The organism is Anaerotignum faecicola, assembly GCA_024460105.1.
GTDB lineage: Bacteria > Bacillota > Clostridia > Lachnospirales > Anaerotignaceae > JANFXS01.
Window position 1 is genome coordinate 462,095 of sequence record JANFXS010000003.1, and the last position, 25,168, is coordinate 487,262.

Sequence of the window (25,168 nt, forward strand, 5' to 3'; positions counted from 1 at the left end):
ACTTCTATTCTATGCCTCTGAAATAATGGCCTTTTGTGCTTCCTTTTTCAGCCATTTCCCTGATTAATTTTTTTACCGACGGATGTAAATCAACCCAATCATCAAGCATCCTGCCATATGCTTCAATTATACGGTTTGTTTCCGCCGCCGTTTCGGTTGTAAACATAAGCCTTAAAGCTCCTGTCGGCGAAGCAAGTATCTCCTCAAAAAATTTAAGCAGGAAAACAGGCTTTCCGTTCAGTATTGTGCATACGCATTCTTTACAGTTTGTCAAAAGAGGGAATGTTTCTCCCTTTCTGTCTTTCAAATAAAACTGTTTTCCGCTGTTTTTAAGTTCGCAGTACATACCGTTTTGCTTGTTTCCGGCATAAAGGCCCACGGGACATTGATGCGTAGTCATCAGCGGCAAATGCCCGTAACCAATCATCTCGCATTTTTCGTCGGCCATTTCGTTAATTTCGTTTAAATTAAGTTCCGGCGAAATGCATATCACATCGGAGCCTTTTTCGCGCCAGAACCTTACGTCAGGCGAATTGAATATATTAAGCCCGAAATCAACCGCAATTTCTTTTCCCGTAGCTTTGAACTCGTCAAACTGTCCCATTGAGCGTACAAGGAACCCGTCTATACCGCTTTTTTTAAGGCTGTCAATAAAATTACCGTATAAATTCCCGCTGTACTTCCTATAGACCCGCGGTATGGCGGCATATAGTTTAATTCCCGCCCTGTGACATTCCTTGATTATTTCTTTATAGTTTTCCTCAAAGTCCCTGCAAAATTCCAAATATATGATATTTATGTTTTCATTTGCCACTGCGGCTTTAAATTGTATTATATTATTCACAAGCACATTAAGCTTTTTGTCGTATATAAACTGTGAATTTGTGCTTTTTGGCTTTACAAAGCCCTGTGGTTTCCTTTTTGAGCTTTCAATTACAGCCCTCTCCAGTTTTTCGACAGCGTCCCTTCTGACGGCGTTGAGTTCTCCCATTCCTATATAAATGTCAGTATCGCCTTCAAATTCCATGCCGACCGCTTTAAACGGCGTGCCACCGGTTTTAACAAGCTGACGCTCAATTTTTTCAGGGCTTAAAGGCTGGTTATTTGCCCTCTGGACTTCTTCGCCGGTTACGGAAACTTTATTCCCGTAATCGTCCCAAACCGTAAGTTCCATAGGTTTTCCGATATAAGCCTTAAACTTTCCGTATATGCCGCGAGTCCTTGTATCCTTTTGGTAACTGCGTTTAAGTTCGTCGTAAAGCGCTTTATCATGGGTTTTATAAACGACGTCGTTTTTATTTATATCGCCCTTAACGGCGATATTTATAACTTCACCCGCCTTTGAAGCCTTATTTATATTGCTCCCCGCATGAGGTTCTTTTTCAGTCCAAATTTCAATCCCATCTCCAGGAACCATAGGTTCTCTCGTTCTGATTGAAGCCCTTCCGCTTTTTTTATCGTACGAATCAATAAATCCAAGCTTAACTCCCCAGCTTTTGGGCCTTTCCGGGCTCATCATGGAGCTTCCCGCAAAATTATTGTAATACCCCTGTGAAAATCCTCCCCTGTTAAAAAGCTGAAGAAGTATTTTAATATCTTTTTCATCCACACTGTAGTTTTCAGGATCTTCAAAATACATATCTATATACTTTCTGTAAACGGCTGTAACTCCCGCTACATATTCGGGGCTTTTCATGCGCCCTTCTATTTTGAAAGATGAGATGCCCGCTTCAATAAGCTGAGGCAAAATAGTTACCGTTTCTATATCCTTAGGACTAAGCAAATGCCCTTCTTTTACCTTTGTATACTCGTTGTATAATGTATAAGGAAGCCTGCACGTCTGAGCGCACCTTCCCCTGTTTCCGCTTCTTCCGCCCAGCATACTGCTCATAATGCATTGCCCCGAATAACAGACGCATAACGCGCCGTGTATAAAAGTTTCAATCTCCGCCTTGCAGTTTGCCGTAATTTCCTTAATTTCTTCCAAATTAAGTTCCCTGCTGAGCACAACTTTTGAAAATCCGGCCTGTTCAAGCGACCTTACATCGCTTAGGCTGTTTGATGTAAGCTGCGTGCTTGCATGAAGATTTATTTGCGGGAAATTTTCTTTTATCAATTTTGCCGCGCCTAAATCCTGCATTATAAGAGCGTCGGCGCCGATTTCATAAAGCTTTGCGGCAAAGTTTAAAAGCTCTTTAAATTCCCCGTCTTTATATATTGTATTTACGGTTATATAAACCTTAACGCCTCTTAAATGGCAGTAATCGCACACTTGGGCAAGCTCCTCAATGCCGAAATTATCTGCATACTGCCTTGCGCTGAATTGCCTGCCTCCGATATATACCGCGTCGCAGCCGTTGTTTACGGCGGCTTTCACACTGTCCATAGAACCTGCCGGAGATAAAAGTTCAGGCTTTTTTGTTATTAACATATAATCTTCCTTTCTAAACGCTGTAAAAAAATAGCAGTTTCCTGCTATTTTTTATAGCTTTAAGCAGTGTAAAACAAAACAGATAATTCTATTGGCGTCATTATACCGTTATTAGATATATCCCGTTTTATTTTATCATATAAATTATAGAATCCTTTCATTTGCAAAGGCCGTATCACTGCTGAAATTAACTTTTAAACATTTTCCCTAACTTCAATAAGTTTGCCTGCGGCCAATTTGTCCTCAATAGATTTAAGGCGATTTATTTTGGCAATTTTAACTTTTATCTCTTCTTCCAAAGCTTCGTTTTTCTTTTCCGAAGCTTTAAGGCTTTCAACTATGACCGCTTTTTCGTCGTTAACCTGCGCAACCATATCGTTAAGCCGGTTAATAGTGCTTTGAAAACCGTCTTTTACGCTGTTCATTTCTTCCGCCGCCCTCTTTAAGTTTTCCAAAGCCTTTTCATTCTCGGACAATTTATTCTCAAGTTCGGAATTTTTAGCTTTCATGTCATTTAAAGCCTTTTCAAGCTCGGCGCACCTGTTCTCGGCTTCATCTATTTTTGATTTAAGGCCGTAATTTTCCTTTTCGGCTTTTTCCTTCTCAATATCAATTTCCTTTGCGGATTTCTGCTTAAAAGCCGCAAATTCTTTTTCAATGTTCTCGCGTTTGGCAACTTCCTTAAAAAAATCGTCGGCAATATTAATGGAAGTCAGAACAGAAATAAGATTGGCATTCATAGTTTTCGCACTGTCGCTTTGACGGAGCTCGTCAGCTTTCTGCTCAATATAATTAGCAACTTTCGTAATATATTCAACGCTTTCATTTCCGGATAACGTCATCGTCCTGCCGCAAACCCTGATAGAAACATTGTTTTTATATGCCATACTACCCAATCCTCCAAAATATACTTGTTAAACAAAAAGTAATCCCTTTTGCAAACACAATCTTGTCGTAATATTATAGCATATAAACCGCCAATAATAAACAAATTTTTACTTCAACTTATCTTTTATGTCATTTAATATCTTCTTTTCCAAACGGCTTACCTGTACCTGCGATATTCCCAGGGCTTTTGAAATTTCCATCTGGGTTTTATCGTCAAAATACCTGAGGGCTATTATCTGCCTGTCCCTTGCGCTAAGGCCCTCTATTGCTTTTTTCAGCGTAATTTTATCTTCCGAAATAAAATCGCTCCCGTCGTCATTTACAAGCCTGTCCAAAAGATAAGTTTCACTGCCGTCTTTTTGAAAAACGGTGGAATAGATTGAATCTACGTCCCTTGTAGCCTCCAAAGCGCTCAAAAGCAGTTCGTTTTCAACTCCAAGCTCCTCCGCAAGCTCGCTTACGGTAGGATACTTTCCGTTCTTTAAATAAAGCGACTGTTCCATATACCTTGCTTTAACGGCTATCTCCTTTAACTGACGGCTCACTTTAATCATTCCGTCGTCCCTTAAAAACCGCTTTATTTCTCCCATTATCATCGGTACGGCATATGTGGAAAATTTAACGTTAAAAGAAGTATCGAACTTATTAATGCATTTGATAAGCCCTATGGCCCCAATCTGAAATAAATCCTCCATTTCAACGCCCCTGCCGGTAAATTTGCGTACAATGCTCCATATAAGGCCGCTGTTTTCGCTTATAAGCTTTCCCTTAGCATCCATATCTCCCTGCTGCGCCAGCTTTACGGTTTCCAACGTGCTGTCCATAGAACCACCCCGCCTGTCAGCCTTTATTAAAGGCTTTTTAATGTTTTAACCATGGACACTTTTGTGCCTGCCCCCAAAATGCTTTCAACCTTCACTTCGTCCATAAAACTTTCCATGACAGTAAATCCAAGTCCGCTTCTTTCTTCCTGCGGCTTTGATGTAAAAAGGGGCTCCATTGCTTCGTCTACATTTTCTATTCCACGGCCTTTGTCGATTATATCTATGTAAATGGTTTTTCCGCTGTATGCGCAATGAAGCGTTACAACGCCGTCTTTCCTTTCATAACCGTGTATTATGGCGTTTGTTACGGCTTCCGAAACTGCTGTTTTAATATCGTTTATTTCGGTTATCGTCGGGTCAAGCTCCATAATAAATCCTGCAATGGCAAGGCGAGCAAACCCTTCATTCTGGCTTTTGCTTTTAAAATTCAATGTCATTTCGTTTTCAAAATCCATTTTCAACACCTCACTATATATTTTCAACCGCATCGTTTACATTGGGAAAAAGCTTTATAATTCTTCCTAGGCCGGAAAGGGTGAATATTTTTTTCAGATCGCTGTTAACGCCTGTAACGGCAATCCTCCCTCCCATCAAATGCGCGCTTTTATACCTTCCTATAAGCATTCCGATACCGGAACTGTCCATAAAGGTAATATCATTAAAATCAAAAACTATATTTTTGGCAAGCGACATTTTAAACTGCTTATCAACTTCCTGCCGCATTTCTTCAGACGTATGGTGATCTATCTCGCCTTCGGGATAAACGACAAGGCAGTTTTTCACCTTTTCAAACCTAATTTTCATCTGCAAATCCTCCCTTAATTATAGAAACTGCTATTTTTTATTTTCTTTATAATATCACTGTTTCCTCTATCATAATTGAATCAAATTCATACAAAAAAATACACCCCACGGCAGTTTTACGCCGCAAGGTGCATTTAATTGTCCTTATTTGGATATATATGTTATTTTGTAAGCTTAGAAATAGCTTTAAAATGCGGCGTTCCCGCCCCCGCCGTAAGCTCGTACAGCGCCGCTTCATACGTCGTAAGGAAAGCGCCTTCCCTTACGGCCCTTTTGCATGCAAATTTTTTGTCATTTGCTTTTCTTGAACCTATGCAGTCCTCTACAAGGAAAACATTAAAACCGTTTTCAATAAGATCTATAACTGTTTGGAGAACGCATATATGAGCTTCAACTCCGCAAACAATCACATTTTTCTTGTTTTCGGCTTTTATTGCTTCCCTTATTTCCTCTGTGCCCCAAAGGCTGAAAGAAACCTTTTCATATGGATTAAATTCCCCGAGAGCTTCCTTAACAGGCGCAATCGTTTCACCGAGGCCCTTTGTGTACTGCTGGCTTACAAAAATAGGGATTTCCAGTTCCCTAAGCCCTTTTATAAGTATTTCCGTATTTTTAACAACCTCTTCATTGTTGTTAATAACAGGTATAAGTTTTTCCTGATAATCGATTACTAAAGCCAATGTATTTCCTTCCGTAATTCTCATTTAAATTCCTCCTGTAAAAAATATATTATTAAGGTTTAGTCGCCATAACAGTCGCTTCGCCGTCTACAACGAGCTCTCCTCTTTGATTTACAACTGTAGTATGCATATACGCAATTCTTTTTTCAGGATCTATCCTTGTAACTTCCCCGGCGGCAGTTATAGTATCGCCAAATTTAACGGGGAGCAGAAATCTGCATGTCTGTCCCAAATAAATAGCGTCCGCTCCCGGTATCAGCATACCTACTATGGTTGAAAAAAAAGACGCCGTTAGCATCCCGTGGGCAATACGTTCCCCAAATCTTGTAGTCTTTGCATATTCGGCGTTAACATGTACTGGATTGATGTCCCCTATAATACCGGCATATGTATAAACATCGCTTTCAGTTATAGTTTTGCTGACGCTTTTTTTCATACCGACATATATTTCGCCTATGCCGTAACCGCTCATATTAAGGCTGTCATCATCAATAAAACCCATAACCCCGCCCCTTTCTAAATATTTGTATTTATATTATTATAACGCCCGTTAAAACAAAAGTCCAATAATAATTAAAAATCCCGGCATTAGCTTTAATTTACAAGGACACACACGATTTTAATTGTCATTTTAAAACTCCCCTCTTCCACAAGGGGAAATTTTTTGCAGTTCAAGGCACACTAGATCCAACGGCAAGCGTATGCTGCACAGAAGTGCGGAAAGTTTTTCCTTGCGGGCATTTATGCCCTTGTAAACTGAAGCTAATCCCCATTGAAATAATTTTGCAGAATTTGGATTTTTGTTGCCTGTATAAATTAAACTTCTATGGTAATCATTTTTATATAGACCTAAAAATTTACGGGGAGGAAATAAAAATGGTTTATAACAAAGTCGAAATATGCGGCGTCAACACTTCAAAGCTTCCCATTCTCACAGCTGAACAAAAAAAAGAGTTATTTGAAAAAATACAGCGGGGCGACGAAGAAGCCCGCCAACAATATATCTACGGCAACCTTAGGCTTGTTTTAAGCGTTATACAAAGGTTTACAAACCGCGGCGAACAAATGGACGATCTTTTCCAAGTAGGATGCATAGGCCTTATAAAGGCGCTTGATAATTTTGACGTAACGCAAAACGTCAAATTTTCCACATACGCCGTACCCATGATAATAGGCGAAGTAAGAAGATACCTGCGCGATAACAACAGCATCCGCGTAAGCCGGAGCATAAGGGATACGGCCTACAAAGCCTTACAGGTAAAAGAACGGCTTACCGCAAGCCTTTCAAGGGAGCCGAAAATCGAAGAAATTGCAAAGGAAATGGATTTGCCGAAAGAGGATATAGTTATGGCGCTCGATGCAATACAGGATCCCGTTTCCCTTTTTGAACCGGTGTTCCACGACGGCGGCGATACGCTTTATATAATGGATCAAATAAAAGACGATAAAAACGGCGACGGGCTATGGATAGAAAACATTTCCCTCTCCCAAGCAATGAACCGCTTAAACGAAAGAGAAAAACATATATTAACGCTGAGGTTCTTTGAAGGCAAAACTCAAATGGAAGTCAGCAACGAAGTCGGAATAAGCCAAGCTCAGGTTTCAAGACTTGAAAAAAGCGCCCTTAAACACATGAGAAAATATATGTAACAATTTTATTTCTCCATTTTTTAATGACGTTTCCTTGCAGATTTAAAAGGACACATTTATTAAAAATACAGACGCGGCTTAGTTTTTTCATTATAAATAATATAAAAACAATCCGATAATCAATTATCAGAATACAATACAAGCATTTTTTGCCGCCGTAATATTATGCGCTGAAAAAATATACGAACATCCAAATAAAAAAGACGCATGTCCGCAAATATTCCCAAAAAAGCATAAAAATTTAATTATTACATTTTTATTGCAAATTAACATAATTCCACACAACCTCCCTTTTTTTTGTTATACTATTGTAGTTATTTCAGAATAATGTCGAAAAGAGGGAGGAAGCAATGCTTAAAAACAAACTAAAAAAACTTGTATTTGCAGGCCTAACGGCCATTATGATTGTCACGGCCTGCACTTTTTCATACGCGTCAAACGTTAATATGAATCTTGTTTATGATGGCAAAAGCCATAAATATTCAGCCGAGGAAGTAAAAATCAAGGTTAACGGCGAGGAAATTTCAAACCTTGATATGCCGGCTGTAGTTTTAAATGACAGAACCCTTGTACCCGCGCGCGCCGTGTTTGAAAAATTAGGCGGAGACGTCCAATGGAATGCCAATACGCAGGAAGTGTATATAGTTAAGGATTCGAATGTCGTCGTGCTTAAAATTAACAGCGACACAGGCCATGCCAACGGCGTAGATTTCAAAATGGATACCCCCGCTAAAATTATAAACGACAGGACTATGATACCAATAAGGGCGGCAGCGGAGGCTGTCGGATGTACCGTAGGCTGGGATAACGTTTCAAGGACTGTATCCGTAAATGATAAAAATTACAGCGAAACGCCTTCGACAGACCCTTCAGGTAATAACGGAGAAAACGGTCCGGATGAAAACAATCCTTCCAACGGCAATAATTCAAACGGAAACAGCTCGTCAGGGAACAATAATAATCCTCCGAGCGGTTCGTCAAATACCGTTACGGGCGGTACCGGGGTTTCCGGCAGCACAATTTCAGTTTCAAGCATAACCACGCCGCAGAGCCAAACGTCGGAGCAGGTTTTCACAATAAACGCAAGCGGCCAAATCGAAAAATTTGAAAGTTTCCTGCTTGACAAAGAAAAAATTGTAGTTGATATATATAACGCCGACATGGCAATATCAAATTCTAATATAACAAGCACAAACAGTTCCATTGTTAAAAGCATACGTTCGGCCCAAAATCAAACTGAACCAAACAGGATCACAAGGGTCGTATTTGATTTAAATTCCGCCGTAGGGTACTCTGTCACAATGGGAAGCAATAAAAACAGCATAATAATTTCATTTGACAAAAATGAGATAACAAATATTACAACCGATACAAACGGAAACAAAGACATAATAAGAATTTACGGAAAAAGCGCACCGGCAATAACAGCTTCAAAAGCGGTGCTTCCTTTCAGGCTCAATATTGAAATCCCCAACTCTACAAGCAGCCTCAGCTCCGAATATGAAGCCGACGATTTAAATTATGTTGAAAATATTACAACACAGCACAGCGGCAACTCAACCTCCGTAAAAGTTGAAGTTTCCCGCGATATAGAATACACTGTTAACCAATTCGATACATACACGGAAATAACCATAGAAAAATCGACAGTCGAAAACGCCGTATATGATCCGGGAAGCAATACGCTTATACTTGAAAATAAAGACGGGCTTACGGAAAGCAATTTTTCCTTTACGGATGATTACAGAAACGGAAAATATATAATAACCCTTGACGGAAATTATCAATCCACATACGGTTACGGAAATATTGCCGGCGGGGATTCTTATGTATCCGGTATTACGCTTGCCAATAACGGAGACGGAAAAACTCAGTTTACTGTTAACGAAAATTCCCTTATAGCGCACCGTATAAAGGTTTCAGATGACGAAATAAGGATACAGTTCACATCGCCGCGCAGCATATATGATAAAGTTGTAGTGCTTGATCCCGGCCATGGCGGGACTGACCCGGGTACAAGCGGAAACGGGCTGACCGAAAAAGATATTAACCTCGATATAGCTTTAAAAGTGTATCGGCTCCTTGAAAACGACAGCAGCATAAAAGTATATATAACAAGAATTGACGACAGCTATCCAACAAATGTCAGCCGTGCGAAAATGGGTAATCAGGCGGCCGATCTCTTTGTATCAATCCACCAGAATGCCGCAACGGCGGAAACGCCTCACGGCACCGAAGTTTTATATAATAACCATAACAACGAACCTGCCGGAAACCTTACAAGCAAAATTGCCGCGCAATTTATGCAGAATTATGTTGTAAGCGCTTTAGGTACGGAAAGCCGCGGTATAAAAGAACGTCCAGATCTTATAGTGCTTAACCAAACAACAGTTCCGGCGATACTTATAGAAACATGTTTCCTCTCAAATGCAGGAGACGCGCAGATAATTTCTGATGAGGCAAACCGCCAGAAAGTTGCCGAAGCCATATATTCGGCAATAGTCGATATGCTTAACCAATACAATTACAGGTAAAACAGGCAAAATAAAAAAGTGTGAATTAATATTCACACTTTTTTATTTCTATTTTAAGGCCATTCCTCTGCCATCAGCGGTCAGCTCCGCAAATTTTTGAAGATAATAAAACATCTCAACAAAATACTCCTTTTTGTCTTGCCGCAAACCATTATAATATCCGATAAATTCGGCAATAAAATTATCGTCCTTTTCATTATACGGCAAATTAGCTTCTTCCCGTCCAACCAAATAATCTATTGTCACCCCGAAAAAATCGGCAAACTTTATCAAATCATCCACAGACGATCCCTTTTTCCCGTTTCATAATCAGATAATATATTGCGGTAATATCCCAATTTATTTTCAATATAATTTTCCCTATATCGGTATTTTATCCTCAATTCCATTAATCTTTGTGAAAAAATTGAACTATCCATTGACCCTATCCTTTCAATTTAGCTTTTAACCGAAAAGTATAAATATATGATTTGCCGACATATTAATTATATATATTTAAACTATATATTTCAACTATTTTTTTATTAATTAAATAGTTTAACACGCAAGCTGGCCGATAAATTTGTTTTATACTTATATAAATATTATTTTCAAACTGACGGTGGATGCTTATGGATAAAAACTTTATATCAAACAGAATAGATACGCTTTGTTACGAAAACAACATTTCCAAAAGGAAGCTGAGTTTATACTTAGGCAAAAGCAGCGGATATATCACAGGACTTACAAACTGCCGGAATTATCCGTCCATTGAAGCGCTAATAGAGATATGCGATTATTTTAAAATAACGTTAAGCGAATTTTTTGACGCCGGAAATAAAGATATTATAAAGCACAAAGCCATAATCAAAGAATTGGAAAGGGTTTGCGGCAGCGATATTGAAAGCTTTATAAAAGTCATAAGATCCGTAAGCCCTGAACAGTACAGTTCGTTCATATCATTTTTAAACGGGTATTCCCAATACAAGGGTCATGATTAGACATATAAAAAGGCGTTTGCTGCAGACGGTCAAACGCCTTTTTTCATTGCTTTAGATAGCTTCTGTTTACAAGGCACGCGCGGCGGCGCAATATCCGCGTTAAAGCCGCTTGCCATAGGGTTCACTGCATCCGCACGTTTTTGCCTTTCCTTTACGTCGCTGCCTCCGGTTAAAATTCTCCAACTTCACAAGAAAAAATTTTTTTGCTGTTCAATACGCATAGTCGCAGCGGATCCTACGGCAAGCGTTATGCAACTTTGAAACGCGGAAATTTCTCATTGTTAGGCGTATATTCCCTTTCAAACCGAATCTATTTACAATTCAACGGCCAAAATTGAAATACATAAAAATTATCATGTAAAAGTATCCGAAAAATTTTATTCATTTTCTTCAGGTCTTGCCCCTGTCCCTGTTGCATATGTTAATCGGCTATTTGTATAATATTCTTCCGGTTTCATCGTACATATCAGCACGTTTAATTTACTGTTGTTAATTCCGTTTCCCAAAACAAAAAACCATGCGCAATCAATAAGCGCACGGTTTCAAATATAATTTTATAATTCCGTTTAAAAAATGATAATTAACCTATAACCGATGAAACTTCATTAACCGCAACTTCAGCGTCTTCCCCTTCAGCGCTGATAGTAGCTTCAATCCCTTCGGATAACCCCAAAGATATAATACACATAAGGCTTTTGGCATTAACTATTTTGTCATCAACGGCAATTTTGACGTTGCTTTTAAATTTGCTTGCTGTTTGGACAAAAAGTGCGGCATGTCTTGTGTCTAAAGATTTTTTTACAATAATTGTTTTTTTAGCCATTTCCAGATACCATATCCTCTCTTAAAAATTCTGCCATCTCGCTTATCTTCCTAAGCCTATGGTTCACTCCCGACTTCCCAACTGCCGGCTCCATCATCTGTCCCAGTTCTTTCAATGTTGCGTCAGGAAAATTCATGCGCGCCATGGCCATTTCCTCCAAAGGCTTCGGTAGATAACTCAATCCGAAGTTATCCCTTATAAATTCTATATCCTCAATCTGCTTTACAGCGGCGGCTATAGTTTTATTAAGGTTGGCTGTTTCGCAGTTAACCTTACGGTTAACATTATTACGCATATCCTTTATAATGCGCACGTTTTCCATTTCCAGTAAAGCAACATGGGCTTCCATAATATTAAGCAAATCAACAATCTGTTCGCCTTCTTTAAGGTAAACAATATAGTGTTCCTTACGCTTAACTATTTTAGCTTCCATACCAAAAGAATTTATTAAGTCTTTTAATTCCCCGCTGTATTCCAAAGTAGAACAGACAAACTCCAAATGATATGTTTTCTCCGGGTCGCTGACGCTTCCGGCTGCTAAAAAAGCTCCCCTTATATAAGCCCTTTTGCAACAGGTACTGCTCACCACAAGAGGATAAATACGGTTGCAGATTTCATATTCCCCTTCAACGCTTTTCAATAGTCCCGTTGAAAGCAGTATTTTTTTTGCTTCCCCGTTTTTACTTTCAACAGTAAGAATATAAATCCTGTTTTTCTTTAGCTGACTATTCCTCCTGACCAGTATCTTACAGTCTATATTAAAAGTTTTTTTCAATAATGTAAAGCACTTTCTAGCAACTGCAACATTTTCAGTCTGAATTTTTATACAAAAATTATCTTCATTTTGGCTGATATACCCACACATATTTACAATAGCGGCAATTTCAGCTATGTCGCAGTGACGCCCTTCCCCAAAATGATGCGATAACTCACTTTTAACATTAGACGAAAACGACAAACTTTCCGCCTCCCAACGTGATATTAATATATTACTTCTTATGCCTTGTATCTTTTTCGATATCGTTATGTTTAAGGCGTACACTGTGTTTTTCATTGCTTAAAGCTTTATAAAGCTCATTGGCAAGCGTTACCGAACGGTGTTTGCCCCCTGTGCATCCTATGCTGATAACAAGCCTGTTCTTGCCCTCTTTTATATACTGAGGTATTAAAAATTCAACCATATCGGTAAGCTTGTCCAAAAATATACGGCTTTCCTCAAATCCCATTACATACGAACTGACACATTCGTCATTTCCGGTAAACTCTTTAAGTTCCTGTATATAAAACGGGTTTGGCAAAAACCTTACGTCAAATACAAGATCCGAATCTATAGGTATGCCGTATTTAAAGCCGAATGAGCAGACTGTTATTATAAGGCTTTCAAATTTTTCGTTCAATACAAATATTGAATTTATTTTTTCTTTAAGTTCCCTTGTAAGTATATTGCTTGTGTCAATTATATAGTCAGCCCGTTTTTTTACGTCTTTCAGCGTTTCGCGTTCTTTTTGTATACCCTCTGCAATAGAACCTGTTTTTGAAAGCGGATGGCTGCGCCTTGTTTCTTTAAATCGTTTAATAAGCGATTCGTCCGACGCGTCAAGAAAAAGTATGTCGTAATCGTATCCGTTTTCCGTAAGCTGCGAAAGTCCGTGGAAAAGATCTTTAAAAAGCCTTCCGCCGCGAATATCTATACCTAAGGCAACTTTATCTATTTCGCTTCCCTGTTCAAACAGCTCGGCGAATTTTAAAAGGAGCGCCGGCGGCAGGTTATCGGCGCAAAAATAGTTTATATCCTCCAAAAATTTAAGCACTGTAGTTTTTCCTGCCCCCGACATTCCCGTTACAATAACAAATTTCATACCGCAACCCTCTTTTTATCTATTGTTCGCCTAAAAATTTTATCTCCGTTTCAAGTTCAACCCCGAACTTTTCTTTCACAGTTTTTTTGCAGTGGCCGATAACCGCAAGTATGTCGGCTGTCGTAGCATTACCCGTATTAACTACAAATCCCGCGTGTTTATCCGAAACCATTGCCCCTCCGACAGCGTATCCTTTAAGGCCGCTGTCTTCAATAAGCTTTCCGGCAAAATGCCCTTCCGGCCTTTTGAATGTGCTCCCGGCACTTGCAAAATTTAACGGCTGTTTATCTCTCCTTCTTTGGTTAAAATCAGCCATAAGCGCCCTTATTTCTTCTTTGCTGCCATATTCAAGCTTTACCTTTCCACTCAAAATTATATGGCCGTTTTTAGAAACTGCGCTTTCTCTATATCCGAATTCCATATCGTCTGCATTCAGCTCCGTAAATTCCCCGTTTTTTGATAATATGCATGCGCTGCAAAAAATATCTTTTATCTCGCCGCCGTATGCCCCTGCATTCATATATACGGCCCCGCCGAAACTGCCGGGAATCCCGGCTGCAAATTCAAACCCTTTAAGGCAGTTTTCGGCCGCCGCCTGCGCCGCCTGAGAAAGCGATGCGCCCGCTCCTATTTCCATTAAATTTCCATCTATTTTTATATCGGAAAAATAATTCCCTATATGAATAACAGCGCCTTTTATACCTTTGTCGCCAATAAGAATATTGGAGCCGTTGCCTATAACCGCAAAAGGTATTCCATATTCCTTCAGTATCTTGATTGTTTCCGAAAGCTGAAAAGCATTTTCAGGTTCGATAAAAATTTCGGCTTTTCCGCCTGTTTTAAATGTGCAGTGAACGTTCATATTTTCATTGGTTTTTACATTTCTTTCACCGGCAATCTCCTTTAATTTTTCCAATACCAAAGGTTTTCACTCCCATAAATAAGTTTTATTCCGCTTAATCTTTAAATTAAAGCGGCAGTCGAACTATCTGAAATATCCGTATTATTCCCTCAGCATCGCCGCTCCTATCAGCACGGCGTCATAATTCATCTCAGTAAGCATGATTTTAGTTTTTTTCTGACCAAATGTTTTTTCTTTTACAAGCTCGGAAACAGTGTCTAAAAATGTTTCGTCAATATTTATAATTTTTCCGCCTATAGCTATTGCGTCCGGCTGTAATATATTTATTATATTAATAAGCCCGAGAGCAATATACCTTGCATACTGAAAAACAACATCCTTAGCATAAATATCGCCCTGTTTTGCCGCGTCAAAAGGTATATTGTAAGACATAAGCCGCAAATCGCCGTTTACCATTTTGAACATAATGCTTTCGGGATGGCGTATCGCCGCTATGCGCGCGTCCCTTACAAGCGCCGTTGACGATGCATATGCCGCCCAACAGCCGTTACGTCCGCACTCACATTTTTCACCGTCCAAAACAATTACATGATGCCCGAATTCTCCCGCGCCGTAAAAAGCTCCGTGATATACTTCGCCGTTAATAATTATGCCGCCGCTCATAGCCGTCCCTATTGTAACTATAACCGAATTTTTAAGACCTTTCGTAGCGCCAAGCCTGCTTTCCGCCAGAGCGTAGCAGTTTGCGTCATTTTCAATATATACGGGTATTTTTATAAATTTCTTAATTTCGTCAAGAAGCGGGACGTCCCTGAAGCCGAAATAGCTTGAATATATTAAAACTCCCGTTTCTCTGTTTATTGTGCCGTAACATCCCACTCCCACATGTTCTATGTCCTTATTAAGATCAAGACCCGCTTTTTTAACTGTTTTTTCAATCAACGCCGCCATGTCTCCGATTATTTCAGTCAGTTCCCTGTATTTAAGCGTCGGGGCGCTTTCCTTCACAAGTATGTTTCCGTCATCGTCTATTACGGCCGCAACTATGTTTGTTATATCAAAATTAACTCCAACGTAAAACACTGTGTTAAACCTCCGTTCCCTTATTTATCCGTCAATAGTCTTTTGAAGCCTTTGGCTCAAAACCTGCGCCGCATTATAACCAAGCTTTTTCTGGCGGCAGTTTATCGCCGCCGCCTCACAAATAACGGCAATGTTCCGTCCTTCCCTAAGCGGTATGGCGTTGCAGACTACTTTGTTTCCGAGTATCTCATAATATTCGTCCTCAATGCCCATCCTGTCATATATTTTTTCATCGTCCCAAAGCTCGAGCTTTACTACTAAATCTATTGTCTGCGACTGCTTAATCGATCCAACTCCGAAAAGTTCCCGTACATCAATTATCCCAATTCCCCTAAGCTCAATAAAATACCGTATAAGTTCAGGGCATGTTCCTATGAGGGTTTCATGGTCTATTCTCTTTATTTCAACAGCGTCGTCAGCTACAAGGCGGTGGCCTCGTTTTATAAGTTCAAGGGCCGCCTCGCTTTTTCCAACGCCGCTGTCGCCTATAATCAGTATTCCCTCGCCGTATATATCCACAAGCACGCCGTGTATTGTTATCCTTTGGGCCAATTCGCCTTTAAGCCAGCGGTTAATTTCGCCGACAAAATCGGATTCGCTGTTCTCCGTTCTGAATACGGGTACGTCAAATTCTTTCGCAAATATCTCTATTTCAGGGAACATTTCAATATTATTGCATATAACAAGACACGGAAAGCCGAACGAAAAGAGCTTTCTCAGAACATCCTCCCTGAACATCGGTTCAAGCCTTTCAAGATATGAGTTTTCAACTTTGCCTATTATCTGCACCATGTCGTTTTCAAAATAGTCGAAATATCCCGCAAGCTGGAGAGCCGGCCTGTTAACGTCGCTGCTTGTGAGCATTTTTCCGTTAAGCGAAATCTCGGGAATCATATTTTCCAGATTAAATTCTTTAACAAACTTTTCAATAGGCACCGAATACATTTGCAAATGCCCCCTCTTTAGAATAATATTATAAACGATGTATTTTAGAGTTTACCATATTCCTCATGTTTGCACAACATTTTATCAAAAAACAATGCTTGAATATGTTAAATTTTAGTTATTTTGTTCATTCTCCATGAGTATCCTGCCTAAAAAATCCATAAACCGATTCAGCCGCTTTAATGTTCATTCCTTTAACTTCGAGAAGATCCGAAACATCCGCTTCCTTAATATGCGCAACATCTCCAAAATGAAGAAGAAGCGCTTTTCTTCTTGCGTCCCCTATGCCCGGAATATGGTTAAGCACAGAGTCTATCTTTTCTTTTTCCCTAAGCTTGCGGTGATATTCAATGGCAAATCGGTGTACTTCATCCTGTATCCTCGTAACCAGCTTAAAACCTTCGCTTGTAAGCGGCATATAAATTTCCTTATTATTAAATAAAAGCCCCTTTGTCCTGTGGCTGTCGTCTTTGAACATACCGCAGACAGGTATATCAAGCCCAAAATTAGCCAAAACTTCAAGCGCGGCAGAAATCTGCGGCCTTCCGCCGTCCATCATAATTAAATCGGGCAATCTCGAAAATTTGCCTTCGGCGTCAGGATTTTCAATCTTTTCTTTAATGCTGTGGTTTATACGTCTTGTAAGAACTTCCTGCATGCTTGCAAAATCATTTGCTCCTATAACTGTTTTTATTTTAAATTTTCTGTAATCGCTTCTTTTTGGCTTTCCGTTTTCAAAAACAACCATACTGCCGACGGCGTTAAACCCTTGAGTATGTGAAATATCATAAGATTCTATCCTTTCTATGACGCCGCTTAAACCCAAAGCCTTTTTAATTTCTTCAACGGCGCCCTTTGTACGCTCCTGTTCCCTTTTAATTTTCTCGCCAAATTGTTCAAGCGTTATAATGGCATTCTTTCCGGCAAGTTCTACAAGCTTATGCTTTTCTCCCTTTTGAGGAACTGTTACAATAACCTTGCTCCCCCTGAGCGTTGCCAGCCATGCCTCAAGAAGTTCTTTTTCACCGCTTTCTAAATCTTCTTCCAGTATGAGTTCCTTAGGGACAAAAGCCGTGCCGCTGTAGAACTGTTTAACAAACTCGGTTATAACCTGCCCTCTCGTCGTACCTTCACTGTTTTTAAGCAAAAAATGCTCCCGCCCCGTCATTTTCCCGCCGCGTATAAAAAACACCTGTATAAGCGCTTCGTCAAACGCTCTTGCAACCGCTATGACGTCGCTGTCCTGGAGCCCCGTGTTGCTCATTTTCTGCTTTTCTATAATGCTTTCTATATTTTTAAGTTTATCCCTGTAGGCCGCCGCCACCTCAAATTCCATCTTATCCGAGGCTTCCTGCATTTTCTTTTTCATCTTTGCAACAATATCATGATGTTTTCCCTCAAGAAAATCCATTGCTTCTTCAATATTTTTCATGTATTCTTCCTTAGTTATAAGCCCGTCGCACGGTGCTTGGCATTGCCCTATATGGTAGTTAAGGCACGGACGTTCCTTTCCCAAATCCCTGGGAAAAACTTTTTTGCATTTCCTTATAGGCCACATTTTATGTATCGCCTCAACCGTTTCCTTTACGGCCGTCGCGTCGGTTATGGGGCCGTAATATTTCGAGCCGTCCTTAATATGTCTCCTGGTGACAAAAATACGGGGAAAGTCCTCATTTAAAGTAACTTTTATATACGGGTATGTTTTGTCGTCTTTCAAAGCAATATTATATTTAGGGCTGTGCTCCTTAATAAGATTGCATTCAAGTATAAGCGCTTCCATTTCGGTATCGGTAACTATATACTCGAACTCGGATATATTGCTTACCATACTCGCTACTTTTGGCGAATGGTTCTTTGAATTTTGAAAATACTGGCTTACCCTGTTTTTAAGCTTTACGGCCTTGCCGACATATATTATTTCGTCATTTGCATTTTTCATTATATAAACTCCCGGTTTCATGGGAAGTTTTTTTAGTTCTTCTTTTATATCAAACATGTTTTTTCTCCCAATATCTTACAATGTTATGAATTTTTATTTAATTCTGTAAAAAAAACAACAAATTTTATTGGTTTTATTTTATAATACCATATGAGGTGATAGGTTTGCAAAAGGTTGCCATAGGAATAGGTATTATTTTAATTTTAAATTCAGCTGCCGTTTCGATAACGACGTCTTTAACCCTCGGAAATTTTCTTCCGGCAATTATAGGAATTGTAATAATCTCGTATACTTTATTATACAAAAAAATCAAAGCCCATACTCCCAAATATGTACAAATACTAATTAAATCCGCAATGGCATTGTTTGCCGCAACATTCGCATTTTCTTCATTTATTATTTATAAAAATTCCGTGCGTATACCGCCCGACGGCGCCGACGCGGTAATAGTGCTCGGAGCCGGACTCAATGGGAAGGACGTAAGCCTGACTTTAGCTCACAGGCTTGACGCCGCCATAGAATATCATAATAAAAATCCCGAAAGCATAATTGTGGTATCGGGAGGGCAAGGTCCAAATGAAATTATCCCGGAAGCTTTGGCAATGAAAAATTATCTTACAGAAAACGGGATAGATGAAAAATATATATTAATGGAGGATAAATCCTCCCGCACAGTTGAAAATTTTGAGTTCTCAAAAGATATACTTGATAAATACTTCAATAAAGAATACACTGTAATATATGTTACAAACGGGTTCCATATATTCCGCGCCGGAATGATTGCCGAGAAAACAGGCCTTAACGCCTACGGCCTATCCTCCGAAAGCGTTCTGTGGCTTGAACCTACCAACTATATAAGGGAATATTTTTCGTTAATAAAATATTTCCTGCTTGATAATTAAACATATATGATTAAAACGCCGGCTTTTACAGCCGGCAAATTTAATTTGTTTTATTGATATGGAAAATAAATAATCCTAACAAGCGAAACTAACCCGATTACGAGCATTGAATTAATGAAAACTTAATTTTAAACTGTATTTGAGTTAAAAACTCATTTAAAAAAGTAAAAATATTTTATCTCCTAAAAAATGTCAAAAAACGTGCAGAACAGCTTTTCACTTTCTATCTTCCTACTACATTATAAAACATTTCTATCACAAATTAATTAAATAATGTAATAGTATCGGTTTCATATTGCATTTTTTTATTAAAGCTCAAACTATTTATCGGAACAATTTTTTTCCTCCAACGCCGTTTCTAAAATATTTGTAATAAATGAATCTCTCCGATTATCCCTTATCATAGTTTTACTGAGCTTTTGAAAATTATTCACGCCTTCAACTCCCGTATCAATATCCTGCAATATGTATTTTAATTCAAATAATACAAATTGTATTTCCCTTTTGCTAAACTCAGAGCAGAGATCTATACAATCTCCATAAAATTCAACTGTAATATCTTAATTTTCATTATCTTCATATTTTTCTAACAATTTGTCGTATAATTCACTTCTTCCGGCTAAATTATTCATAAAAGTCACTTCTCCAATCTTTACATACTTACAAATTTTTAAATAACAATTTCACCATCAAATTCTTCATAGAATTCATGTTTCCGACTATCAATGTAATAAACAACAGCTGATTTTAAAATTTTAGAAAATTCTGTTGAAGTTATTCAAAAAACCACTGCAACACATGCTCTTATCAATATAATTTTAAAAGCCTTCAGCACATGTAGAACGCTGTATATCTAAATTCATTTTCATTTTTTGCCCGGTAAATATTTAAAATAAAACCTTATCGGCGCTAATTAAAATATTTCTTTAATCTTATATCTATTATACTGTAAAAATAAAAGTAACGAGTGCGTCTTAAATTAAGTCATATTAATCTAAAAATCACTTTATCTCTCAAGTTCCCTCATAAAAACTGTAAAACCATTACCTTCCCTGCAATATTTCCACCCCTGCATACCGAGTTCGTTCCAATAAAATTCCAGCTTCTTAACTTTTTTCTCATAATCGAAACCTGACGGTATTTTAAAACTTACAAATTTATATTCATATTTTTTCATGCTTATCCCCTCCATATAGATATATTTTACCACTTTGACTCTATGATTTACAAGAGCGGGTATACTACTATTTTGCGTGCGGGCTTCATATAATATATAAACACACAACGGGGTTTTCTTATGCGCAAAAATACACTAATAAAAGGCGCGGCAATTTTAATGGCCGCAAATTTAACAACCCGCTTTATGGGATTTTACTATCGAATATATATGTCGCGAGCCATAGGCAACGAAGGCATGGGGCTTTATCAGCTGATAATGCCTATTTACATGTTGGCGTGGAGTATTACATCCTCAGGGCTTACCACAACAGTTTCAAAGTTGACTGCTGAAGAAAATGCAAAACGTGAATTCGGAAACACCAAACGCATACTGTACATATCTATGCTGATATCTTTAACAATCAGCCTCAGTTTGAGCTGTCTGCTTTTCATTTCCGCTGATTTTACCGCCGAATATATTGTCAAAGACGTAAGAACCGCAATGCCTCTTCGGATTTTGAGCTTATGTTTTCCATTTATGGCCTGTGGCAGCTGTATAAGGGGAAGCTTCATGGGAATGCAGAAACAACTTTTCCCGGCTCTTTCACAAGTCCTTGAACAGGCCGTAAGGATTATCGCTATATTTGCACTTTCATCCTTCTTTCTTCCATATGGCTTAGAATACGCCTGCGGAGCGGCAGTCACAGGTATTGTACTTGGAGAATTTTTTTCGTTCATGCTTGTGTTTATCGTGGTCAAATATTTTCAAAATGAAAATAAGGAAAAACGTCCCTCAATGTCATACTCGAAAGCTCTTTCGGTAATCCTTGCCGGAGCAGTACCTTTAACCCTTGCAAGGGTAACAGGGTCAATGCTTTCGGCCATTGAAAACATACTGATACCTCAAAGACTTATGCTTTACGGAGGAACTGAAAATGCTTTGGCCGAATTCGGAAAACTCAGCGGACAGGTAATGCCGCTTATACAGCTTCCAAGCGCATTTTTAATGGCAATATCTGTCACACTTGTTCCGGCCTTAAGCGAAACACAGGCAACCGGCAGTACAAAAAAAACTGCATATGTCATTAATAAAAGCATCCGGTTTACTATTATAATAGGCCTTGGATTTGCCCTGCTTTTCTCTGCTTTCCCGTCAGAGATATGTAATCTTATATATGCCCAAAGTGAACTCGGCGTTCTCCTAATGAAACTATCTGTTATATGTCCTTTTTTATATATGCAGATAACATTAACGGGTATATTAAACGGAGTAGGCAGCCATAGCTTTATTTTCAGAACAAATTTAATTTCTTCTGTTATAAATTTATTTTTTATCTACTTTATAATGCCAAAAGCAGGAATTGACGCATTTGTAACAGGAATTACAATAAGCCTTATAGCCACGGTATCATTGTCATTAAAAGAAGTATGCGGCACAGTCAAAATGTCAATATCCATTGTAAAAGATTTCCTGACGCCCGCACTATGCGCAGTTATTTCCTTTGTCGGAATTAAATGGGTTACATACAGCCATAATCTATCGATCAGCGGCTTCGCTGTATATTCGATATTATTTTCGGGCTTTTACTTACTGCTTTTAACGGTGTTCGGTGTAATAACAAAAGATGATATACTGCTTTTTATACCTGACAGGATAAAAAAGAGCTGAAAGTTTAATAATAATTAAATGGATACGTTTTGACATATAACGTATCCATTTATATTTTGACATAATAGAAAAACTGATTTTCATAAAATATGCCTGAGCTTATCTTTTTCCTGATTAAATTGTATACAAACATTTTACCGAATAAATTCCTGTTGAAAAAAGGATATAGTTTTTAGCTATATCCCTAAATGTGTTTAACACCATCTGTTATTAAATCATTCATTTTTCTTAATTCTGCGTACATTAATATTAATGTCGCTGTTGTTAACAGTTCTGTCTTGATTTAACACTTCTGCTTTTATGTAAAAATTGCTTAAATTCTTATATTTAGCCGATAATTGATTCTCCGCCTCATCATGATTATAATAAAAATCAATTTTAACTCCGGTACCATTTTGAACCCTGCTTCGATTTAAATTTTCAGCAAAATAATTAAGATTTTTATAAAACTCATAATTAAAACTGCTGCCGCTTATAACATATGCTTTACTGCCGACAAATAAAAGCTTGTCATTTATAACAAACGAATATGTTTCATCATCAAAAGAATTAATTTTAAATTGAAGTCCGACTCCGCTTTCAATAATATCGCTGCTTTTTGCATTTCTGACCACATTTATTTTCTTTATTTTATTAATTATATACTTTATGTCAGCCCTATCGGTAACAACTTTTCTTTCCAGCGCCGAATGTGCGTTTCCAGCATATATCTCAATATTTTTAATGTTATTGTAGCTTTTAAACATATCCGTACTGCATCCTGTACAAGCAAAACAAAACAAAAGCAAAATACCAAAAAAAATTATATGCTTTCTCATATTACCACCCTATCTATCGGAATATAATATAAAATATTCCATGCAATTATCCGATTCAGCAAATTTTTTAACTGTTTTAAAGTTAAATATTATTTGTTTCATTATATACCAAATAGATAGTATATAGCAAATAATTATAAAATAAAAATTTAATGGGAAAATTTATTTGCAATCAAAAATTCCAATATCAGATAATTTTATATTAATTTTTTTACTAAACAACGCTTATCACATATAGGTTTAGATTATGAGTTACAAAACTGCTGTTCTTTACGATTTAATATTTGGTAAATACAAATATTACAAACAGCCCACGAAAAACACTTAGCCGTTTTATTTTATAGAAAACGAAACCGATAAATTTTTTCCAATAATTAACTAAATAATCGTATGCTTCCAATTTTAGTAGCCTCTCACACATCAATATAATATAGCTTCAGGCCAAAGCTGCATACTTTTTATTTACGAATTTTTAATCAAATTCCTAAAAAAGCTACTTAACGCCATTCTTATATACTTGATATATATCTTTAATTTAATACATCACACTTAAACTAAAAAACACATAAATGTATTTTAACTATATACTTTGCTGTCGCCATAACTCCATTATATTTTTTACAATAATACATATGGAATTCTTTAAAACTCAATATACCTCTTTCAGGTAAAAATAATTCTGTTCACAATAATATATACGGAATTTCAATTATTAAATATATTTAATAAACTATCTTTCAGTAAAATCTCACCTCGTTTTACCATTTTCCTCTGGATGCTAAAAATGCAATAAATTTAACTTTCTTATAGCTTGACTGCTTTTGTATCCACACCTTGAATTCTTATTCTTATAACAGTTAAACATTTTTGACCCTACTAAAAAATTTTTTTACTGTTTAAATTTATATTCCTACATCCGCTCATAGATAAATTAAAATTATAAACAGTATGAGAGCAATATTAACAAACTATATATGATATAGAACTTCAAGAAATTTATTTATATACAATACAAATCGAAACTATAAAAATATATAAATTATTATTTAAATAGATTTCAACTCTTAAAAAATCATTTCCATTTGAAATATTGCATTAAAATATAAACATATAAATTACTTTTGTTTAAATAAATATATTCTAAAAAAGCCTGTATTGATAGTTTATCAATACAGGCTTATAAAATAGCGGAGAAGGGATTTGAACCCCTGACACCGCGGGTATGAACCGCGTGCTCTAGCCAACTGAGCTACTCCGCCATAAAAAATCCGTAAGCAAAAGCCTACGGGAGATGGGAGTTACAGGGCTCGAACCTGTGACATCTTGCTTGTAAGGCAAGCGCTCTCCCAGCTGAGCTAAACTCCCATAAAAGCAGATTATATAATCTGCAAACGACTCAGAAGGGGCTCGAACCCTCGACCTCCGGCGTGACAGGCCGGCGCTCTAACCAACTGAGCTACTGAGCCATATTAAATTAAAATGGGTCTTCAGGGACTTGAACCCGGGACCGCCCGGTTATGAGCCGGATGCTCTAACCAACTGAGCTAAAGACCCAAATTTTAAAACATAAGCCGATGAACGGACTCGAACCGTTAACCTGCTGATTACAAGTCAGCTGCTCTGCCAATTGAGCCACATCGGCTTATTAAATTAAATAGGCTTAAAAGCCAATGACCCGACCGGGAATCGAACCCGGGTTACAGCCGTGAAAGAGCCGTGTCTTAACCGCTTGACCATCGGGCCTTATTCTTTTACTTCTTACTACTTCTTTCTTACTTTCTTCCCGCTTTTTATTAAAAGCTCCCCGAGTAGGGCTCGAACCTACGACCCATCGGTTAACAGCCGATTGCTCTACCACTGAGCTATCGAGGATTATTTTTGAATCTGGCAACCACCTACTTTCCCAGGCGGCTTCCCACCAAGTATCATCGGCCGTCTATGTCTTAACCATCGTGTTCGGCATGGAAACGGGTGTGCCCCATAGACGCATCATCACCAGATATTCTTTCTTGATATATTCCCTGTCCTCTCCGCTTCTTGGCCTCCCCGCTTTTCTTCCTTGTACTATTTGTACTCTTTCGCGCCTCAGCCTTATTATCCGCTTCCTGAACATTTCCTATACCTTCAAAACCGAATAAAGTATTCCTTAGTCTTCCAATCGTAATAAGTTTAACTTAAGCCATTTACAGCTTTATGCCTTTATTGCCTCCTGGCTTTCCTTTCTTTGGTCAAGCCCTCGACCTATTAGTATCGGTCAGCTTAATACATTACTGCACTTACACCTCCGACCTATCTACCTCGTAGTCTTCAAGGGGTCTT

23 protein-coding genes, 7 tRNA genes and 2 rRNA genes are annotated in these 25,168 nt (G+C 38.1%); 5 read left to right on the plus strand and 27 right to left on the minus strand.

Going from position 1 to position 25,168, the window contains the following annotated elements; genetic code table 11:
* Nucleotides 1-4: 4 nt before the first annotated feature.
* The 7 genes from NE664_07090 to NE664_07120 form a co-directional block, all read right to left on the minus strand.
* Nucleotides 5-2,431 carry a U32 family peptidase gene (locus NE664_07090; GenBank protein ID MCQ4726428.1) on the minus strand — a complete coding sequence of 809 codons (2,427 nt, stop codon included), beginning with the start codon at nucleotides 2,429-2,431 and terminating at the stop codon, nucleotides 5-7.
* 194 nt (nucleotides 2,432-2,625) lie between these two features.
* Nucleotides 2,626-3,318, minus strand: coding sequence for a cell division protein ZapA (zapA, locus tag NE664_07095; protein MCQ4726429.1), 693 nt, complete (start codon nucleotides 3,316-3,318; stop codon nucleotides 2,626-2,628).
* Between the two features lie 108 nt (nucleotides 3,319-3,426).
* A complete protein-coding gene (locus tag NE664_07100) occupies nucleotides 3,427-4,143 on the minus strand; it encodes a SigF/SigG family RNA polymerase sporulation sigma factor (protein MCQ4726430.1) in 717 nt (238 codons plus the stop codon).
* A gap of 26 nt (nucleotides 4,144-4,169) precedes the next feature.
* Nucleotides 4,170-4,598 (minus strand): anti-sigma F factor, encoded by a 429-nt coding sequence (gene spoIIAB / locus NE664_07105; GenBank protein MCQ4726431.1) that lies wholly within the window; start codon nucleotides 4,596-4,598, stop codon nucleotides 4,170-4,172.
* A 13-nt stretch (nucleotides 4,599-4,611) separates the two neighbouring features.
* Nucleotides 4,612-4,947 (minus strand): anti-sigma factor antagonist, encoded by a 336-nt coding sequence (locus NE664_07110; GenBank protein ID MCQ4726432.1) that lies wholly within the window; start codon nucleotides 4,945-4,947, stop codon nucleotides 4,612-4,614.
* A gap of 161 nt (nucleotides 4,948-5,108) precedes the next feature.
* Nucleotides 5,109-5,651 carry a hydrolase gene (locus tag NE664_07115; protein ID MCQ4726433.1) on the minus strand — a complete coding sequence of 181 codons (543 nt, stop codon included), beginning with the start codon at nucleotides 5,649-5,651 and terminating at the stop codon, nucleotides 5,109-5,111.
* Between the two features lie 28 nt (nucleotides 5,652-5,679).
* On the minus strand, nucleotides 5,680-6,129 hold the full coding sequence (locus NE664_07120; GenBank protein MCQ4726434.1) for a MaoC family dehydratase: 450 nt from the start codon (nucleotides 6,127-6,129) through the stop codon (nucleotides 5,680-5,682).
* A 374-nt stretch (nucleotides 6,130-6,503) separates the two neighbouring features.
* Here NE664_07120 and sigG point away from each other — a divergent pair, with 374 nt between their 5' ends.
* Together sigG and NE664_07130 are read left to right on the plus strand one after the other, a co-directional pair.
* Nucleotides 6,504-7,277, plus strand: a complete 774-nt coding sequence (gene sigG / locus NE664_07125; protein ID MCQ4726435.1) for an RNA polymerase sporulation sigma factor SigG — start codon at nucleotides 6,504-6,506, stop codon at nucleotides 7,275-7,277.
* 350 nt (nucleotides 7,278-7,627) lie between these two features.
* Nucleotides 7,628-9,811 (plus strand): N-acetylmuramoyl-L-alanine amidase family protein, encoded by a 2,184-nt coding sequence (locus NE664_07130; GenBank protein ID MCQ4726436.1) that lies wholly within the window; start codon nucleotides 7,628-7,630, stop codon nucleotides 9,809-9,811.
* 48 nt (nucleotides 9,812-9,859) lie between these two features.
* Here NE664_07130 and NE664_07135 read toward each other — a convergent pair whose 3' ends face one another.
* On the minus strand, nucleotides 9,860-10,093 hold the full coding sequence (locus tag NE664_07135) for a hypothetical protein (protein MCQ4726437.1): 234 nt from the start codon (nucleotides 10,091-10,093) through the stop codon (nucleotides 9,860-9,862).
* Entirely contained in the window at nucleotides 10,081-10,230 is a 150-nt protein-coding gene (locus tag NE664_07140; GenBank protein ID MCQ4726438.1) for a hypothetical protein, read from the minus strand. The genes NE664_07135 and NE664_07140 overlap by 13 nt, the downstream gene beginning before the upstream one ends.
* Before the next feature lie 192 nt (nucleotides 10,231-10,422).
* Between NE664_07140 and NE664_07145 the strand changes: the two genes are divergently transcribed.
* Nucleotides 10,423-10,791: a helix-turn-helix transcriptional regulator gene (locus tag NE664_07145; GenBank protein ID MCQ4726439.1), complete on the plus strand. Its 369-nt coding sequence runs from the start codon at nucleotides 10,423-10,425 to the stop codon at nucleotides 10,789-10,791.
* Between the two features lie 580 nt (nucleotides 10,792-11,371).
* Here NE664_07145 and NE664_07150 read toward each other — a convergent pair.
* From NE664_07150 to uvrC, 7 genes are all read right to left on the minus strand, one after another.
* A complete protein-coding gene (locus NE664_07150) occupies nucleotides 11,372-11,614 on the minus strand; it encodes an HPr family phosphocarrier protein (protein ID MCQ4726440.1) in 243 nt (80 codons plus the stop codon).
* Nucleotides 11,607-12,572, minus strand: a complete 966-nt coding sequence (whiA, locus tag NE664_07155; protein ID MCQ4726441.1) for a DNA-binding protein WhiA — start codon at nucleotides 12,570-12,572, stop codon at nucleotides 11,607-11,609. Before whiA ends, NE664_07150 begins: the two co-directional genes overlap by 8 nt.
* 31 nt (nucleotides 12,573-12,603) lie before the next feature.
* Nucleotides 12,604-13,473, minus strand: coding sequence for an RNase adapter RapZ (gene rapZ, locus NE664_07160; protein MCQ4726442.1), 870 nt, complete (start codon nucleotides 13,471-13,473; stop codon nucleotides 12,604-12,606).
* Nucleotides 13,474-13,492: 19 nt separating this feature from the next.
* Nucleotides 13,493-14,395: a UDP-N-acetylmuramate dehydrogenase gene (gene murB, locus NE664_07165; protein ID MCQ4726443.1), complete on the minus strand. Its 903-nt coding sequence runs from the start codon at nucleotides 14,393-14,395 to the stop codon at nucleotides 13,493-13,495.
* Nucleotides 14,396-14,476: 81 nt separating this feature from the next.
* A complete protein-coding gene (locus NE664_07170) occupies nucleotides 14,477-15,418 on the minus strand; it encodes an ROK family protein (protein ID MCQ4726444.1) in 942 nt (313 codons plus the stop codon).
* Between the two features lie 24 nt (nucleotides 15,419-15,442).
* Nucleotides 15,443-16,363, minus strand: coding sequence for an HPr(Ser) kinase/phosphatase (gene hprK / locus NE664_07175; GenBank protein MCQ4726445.1), 921 nt, complete (start codon nucleotides 16,361-16,363; stop codon nucleotides 15,443-15,445).
* Nucleotides 16,364-16,490: 127 nt separating this feature from the next.
* A complete protein-coding gene (gene uvrC / locus NE664_07180) occupies nucleotides 16,491-18,359 on the minus strand; it encodes an excinuclease ABC subunit UvrC (protein MCQ4726446.1) in 1,869 nt (622 codons plus the stop codon).
* 107 nt (nucleotides 18,360-18,466) lie between these two features.
* On the opposite strand from uvrC, the gene NE664_07185 reads away from it, so the two are divergent.
* Complete coding sequence (locus NE664_07185; GenBank protein ID MCQ4726447.1) at nucleotides 18,467-19,204, plus strand: YdcF family protein; 738 nt, start codon at nucleotides 18,467-18,469, stop codon at nucleotides 19,202-19,204.
* Nucleotides 19,205-20,210: 1,006 nt separating this feature from the next.
* Here the strand turns inward: NE664_07185 and NE664_07190 are convergent.
* A complete protein-coding gene (locus NE664_07190; GenBank protein ID MCQ4726448.1) occupies nucleotides 20,211-20,381 on the minus strand; it encodes a hypothetical protein in 171 nt (56 codons plus the stop codon).
* 120 nt (nucleotides 20,382-20,501) lie between these two features.
* Between NE664_07190 and NE664_07195 the strand changes: the two genes are divergently transcribed.
* Nucleotides 20,502-22,031: a polysaccharide biosynthesis protein gene (locus NE664_07195; GenBank protein MCQ4726449.1), complete on the plus strand. Its 1,530-nt coding sequence runs from the start codon at nucleotides 20,502-20,504 to the stop codon at nucleotides 22,029-22,031.
* A gap of 215 nt (nucleotides 22,032-22,246) precedes the next feature.
* On the opposite strand, the gene NE664_07200 is transcribed toward NE664_07195, so the two are convergent.
* The 10 genes from NE664_07200 to NE664_07245 all read right to left on the minus strand — a co-directional run.
* Nucleotides 22,247-22,777 carry a hypothetical protein gene (locus tag NE664_07200; protein ID MCQ4726450.1) on the minus strand — a complete coding sequence of 177 codons (531 nt, stop codon included), beginning with the start codon at nucleotides 22,775-22,777 and terminating at the stop codon, nucleotides 22,247-22,249.
* Nucleotides 22,778-24,034: 1,257 nt separating this feature from the next.
* Nucleotides 24,035-24,108: transfer RNA gene (locus tag NE664_07205), tRNA-Met, on the minus strand.
* 33 nt (nucleotides 24,109-24,141) lie between these two features.
* Nucleotides 24,142-24,214: transfer RNA gene (locus NE664_07210), tRNA-Val, on the minus strand.
* Between the two features lie 27 nt (nucleotides 24,215-24,241).
* Nucleotides 24,242-24,315 (minus strand) — tRNA-Asp (locus NE664_07215).
* Nucleotides 24,316-24,329: 14 nt separating this feature from the next.
* A tRNA-Met gene (locus tag NE664_07220) sits at nucleotides 24,330-24,403 on the minus strand.
* A 15-nt stretch (nucleotides 24,404-24,418) separates the two neighbouring features.
* Nucleotides 24,419-24,491: transfer RNA gene (locus tag NE664_07225), tRNA-Thr, on the minus strand.
* A gap of 29 nt (nucleotides 24,492-24,520) precedes the next feature.
* Nucleotides 24,521-24,592: transfer RNA gene (locus NE664_07230), tRNA-Glu, on the minus strand.
* A gap of 57 nt (nucleotides 24,593-24,649) precedes the next feature.
* Nucleotides 24,650-24,721 (minus strand) — tRNA-Asn (locus tag NE664_07235).
* A gap of 10 nt (nucleotides 24,722-24,731) precedes the next feature.
* Nucleotides 24,732-24,849 (minus strand): 5S ribosomal RNA (gene rrf / locus NE664_07240).
* 224 nt (nucleotides 24,850-25,073) lie between these two features.
* Nucleotides 25,074-25,168, minus strand: a 23S ribosomal RNA gene (locus NE664_07245); the annotation flags it as partial.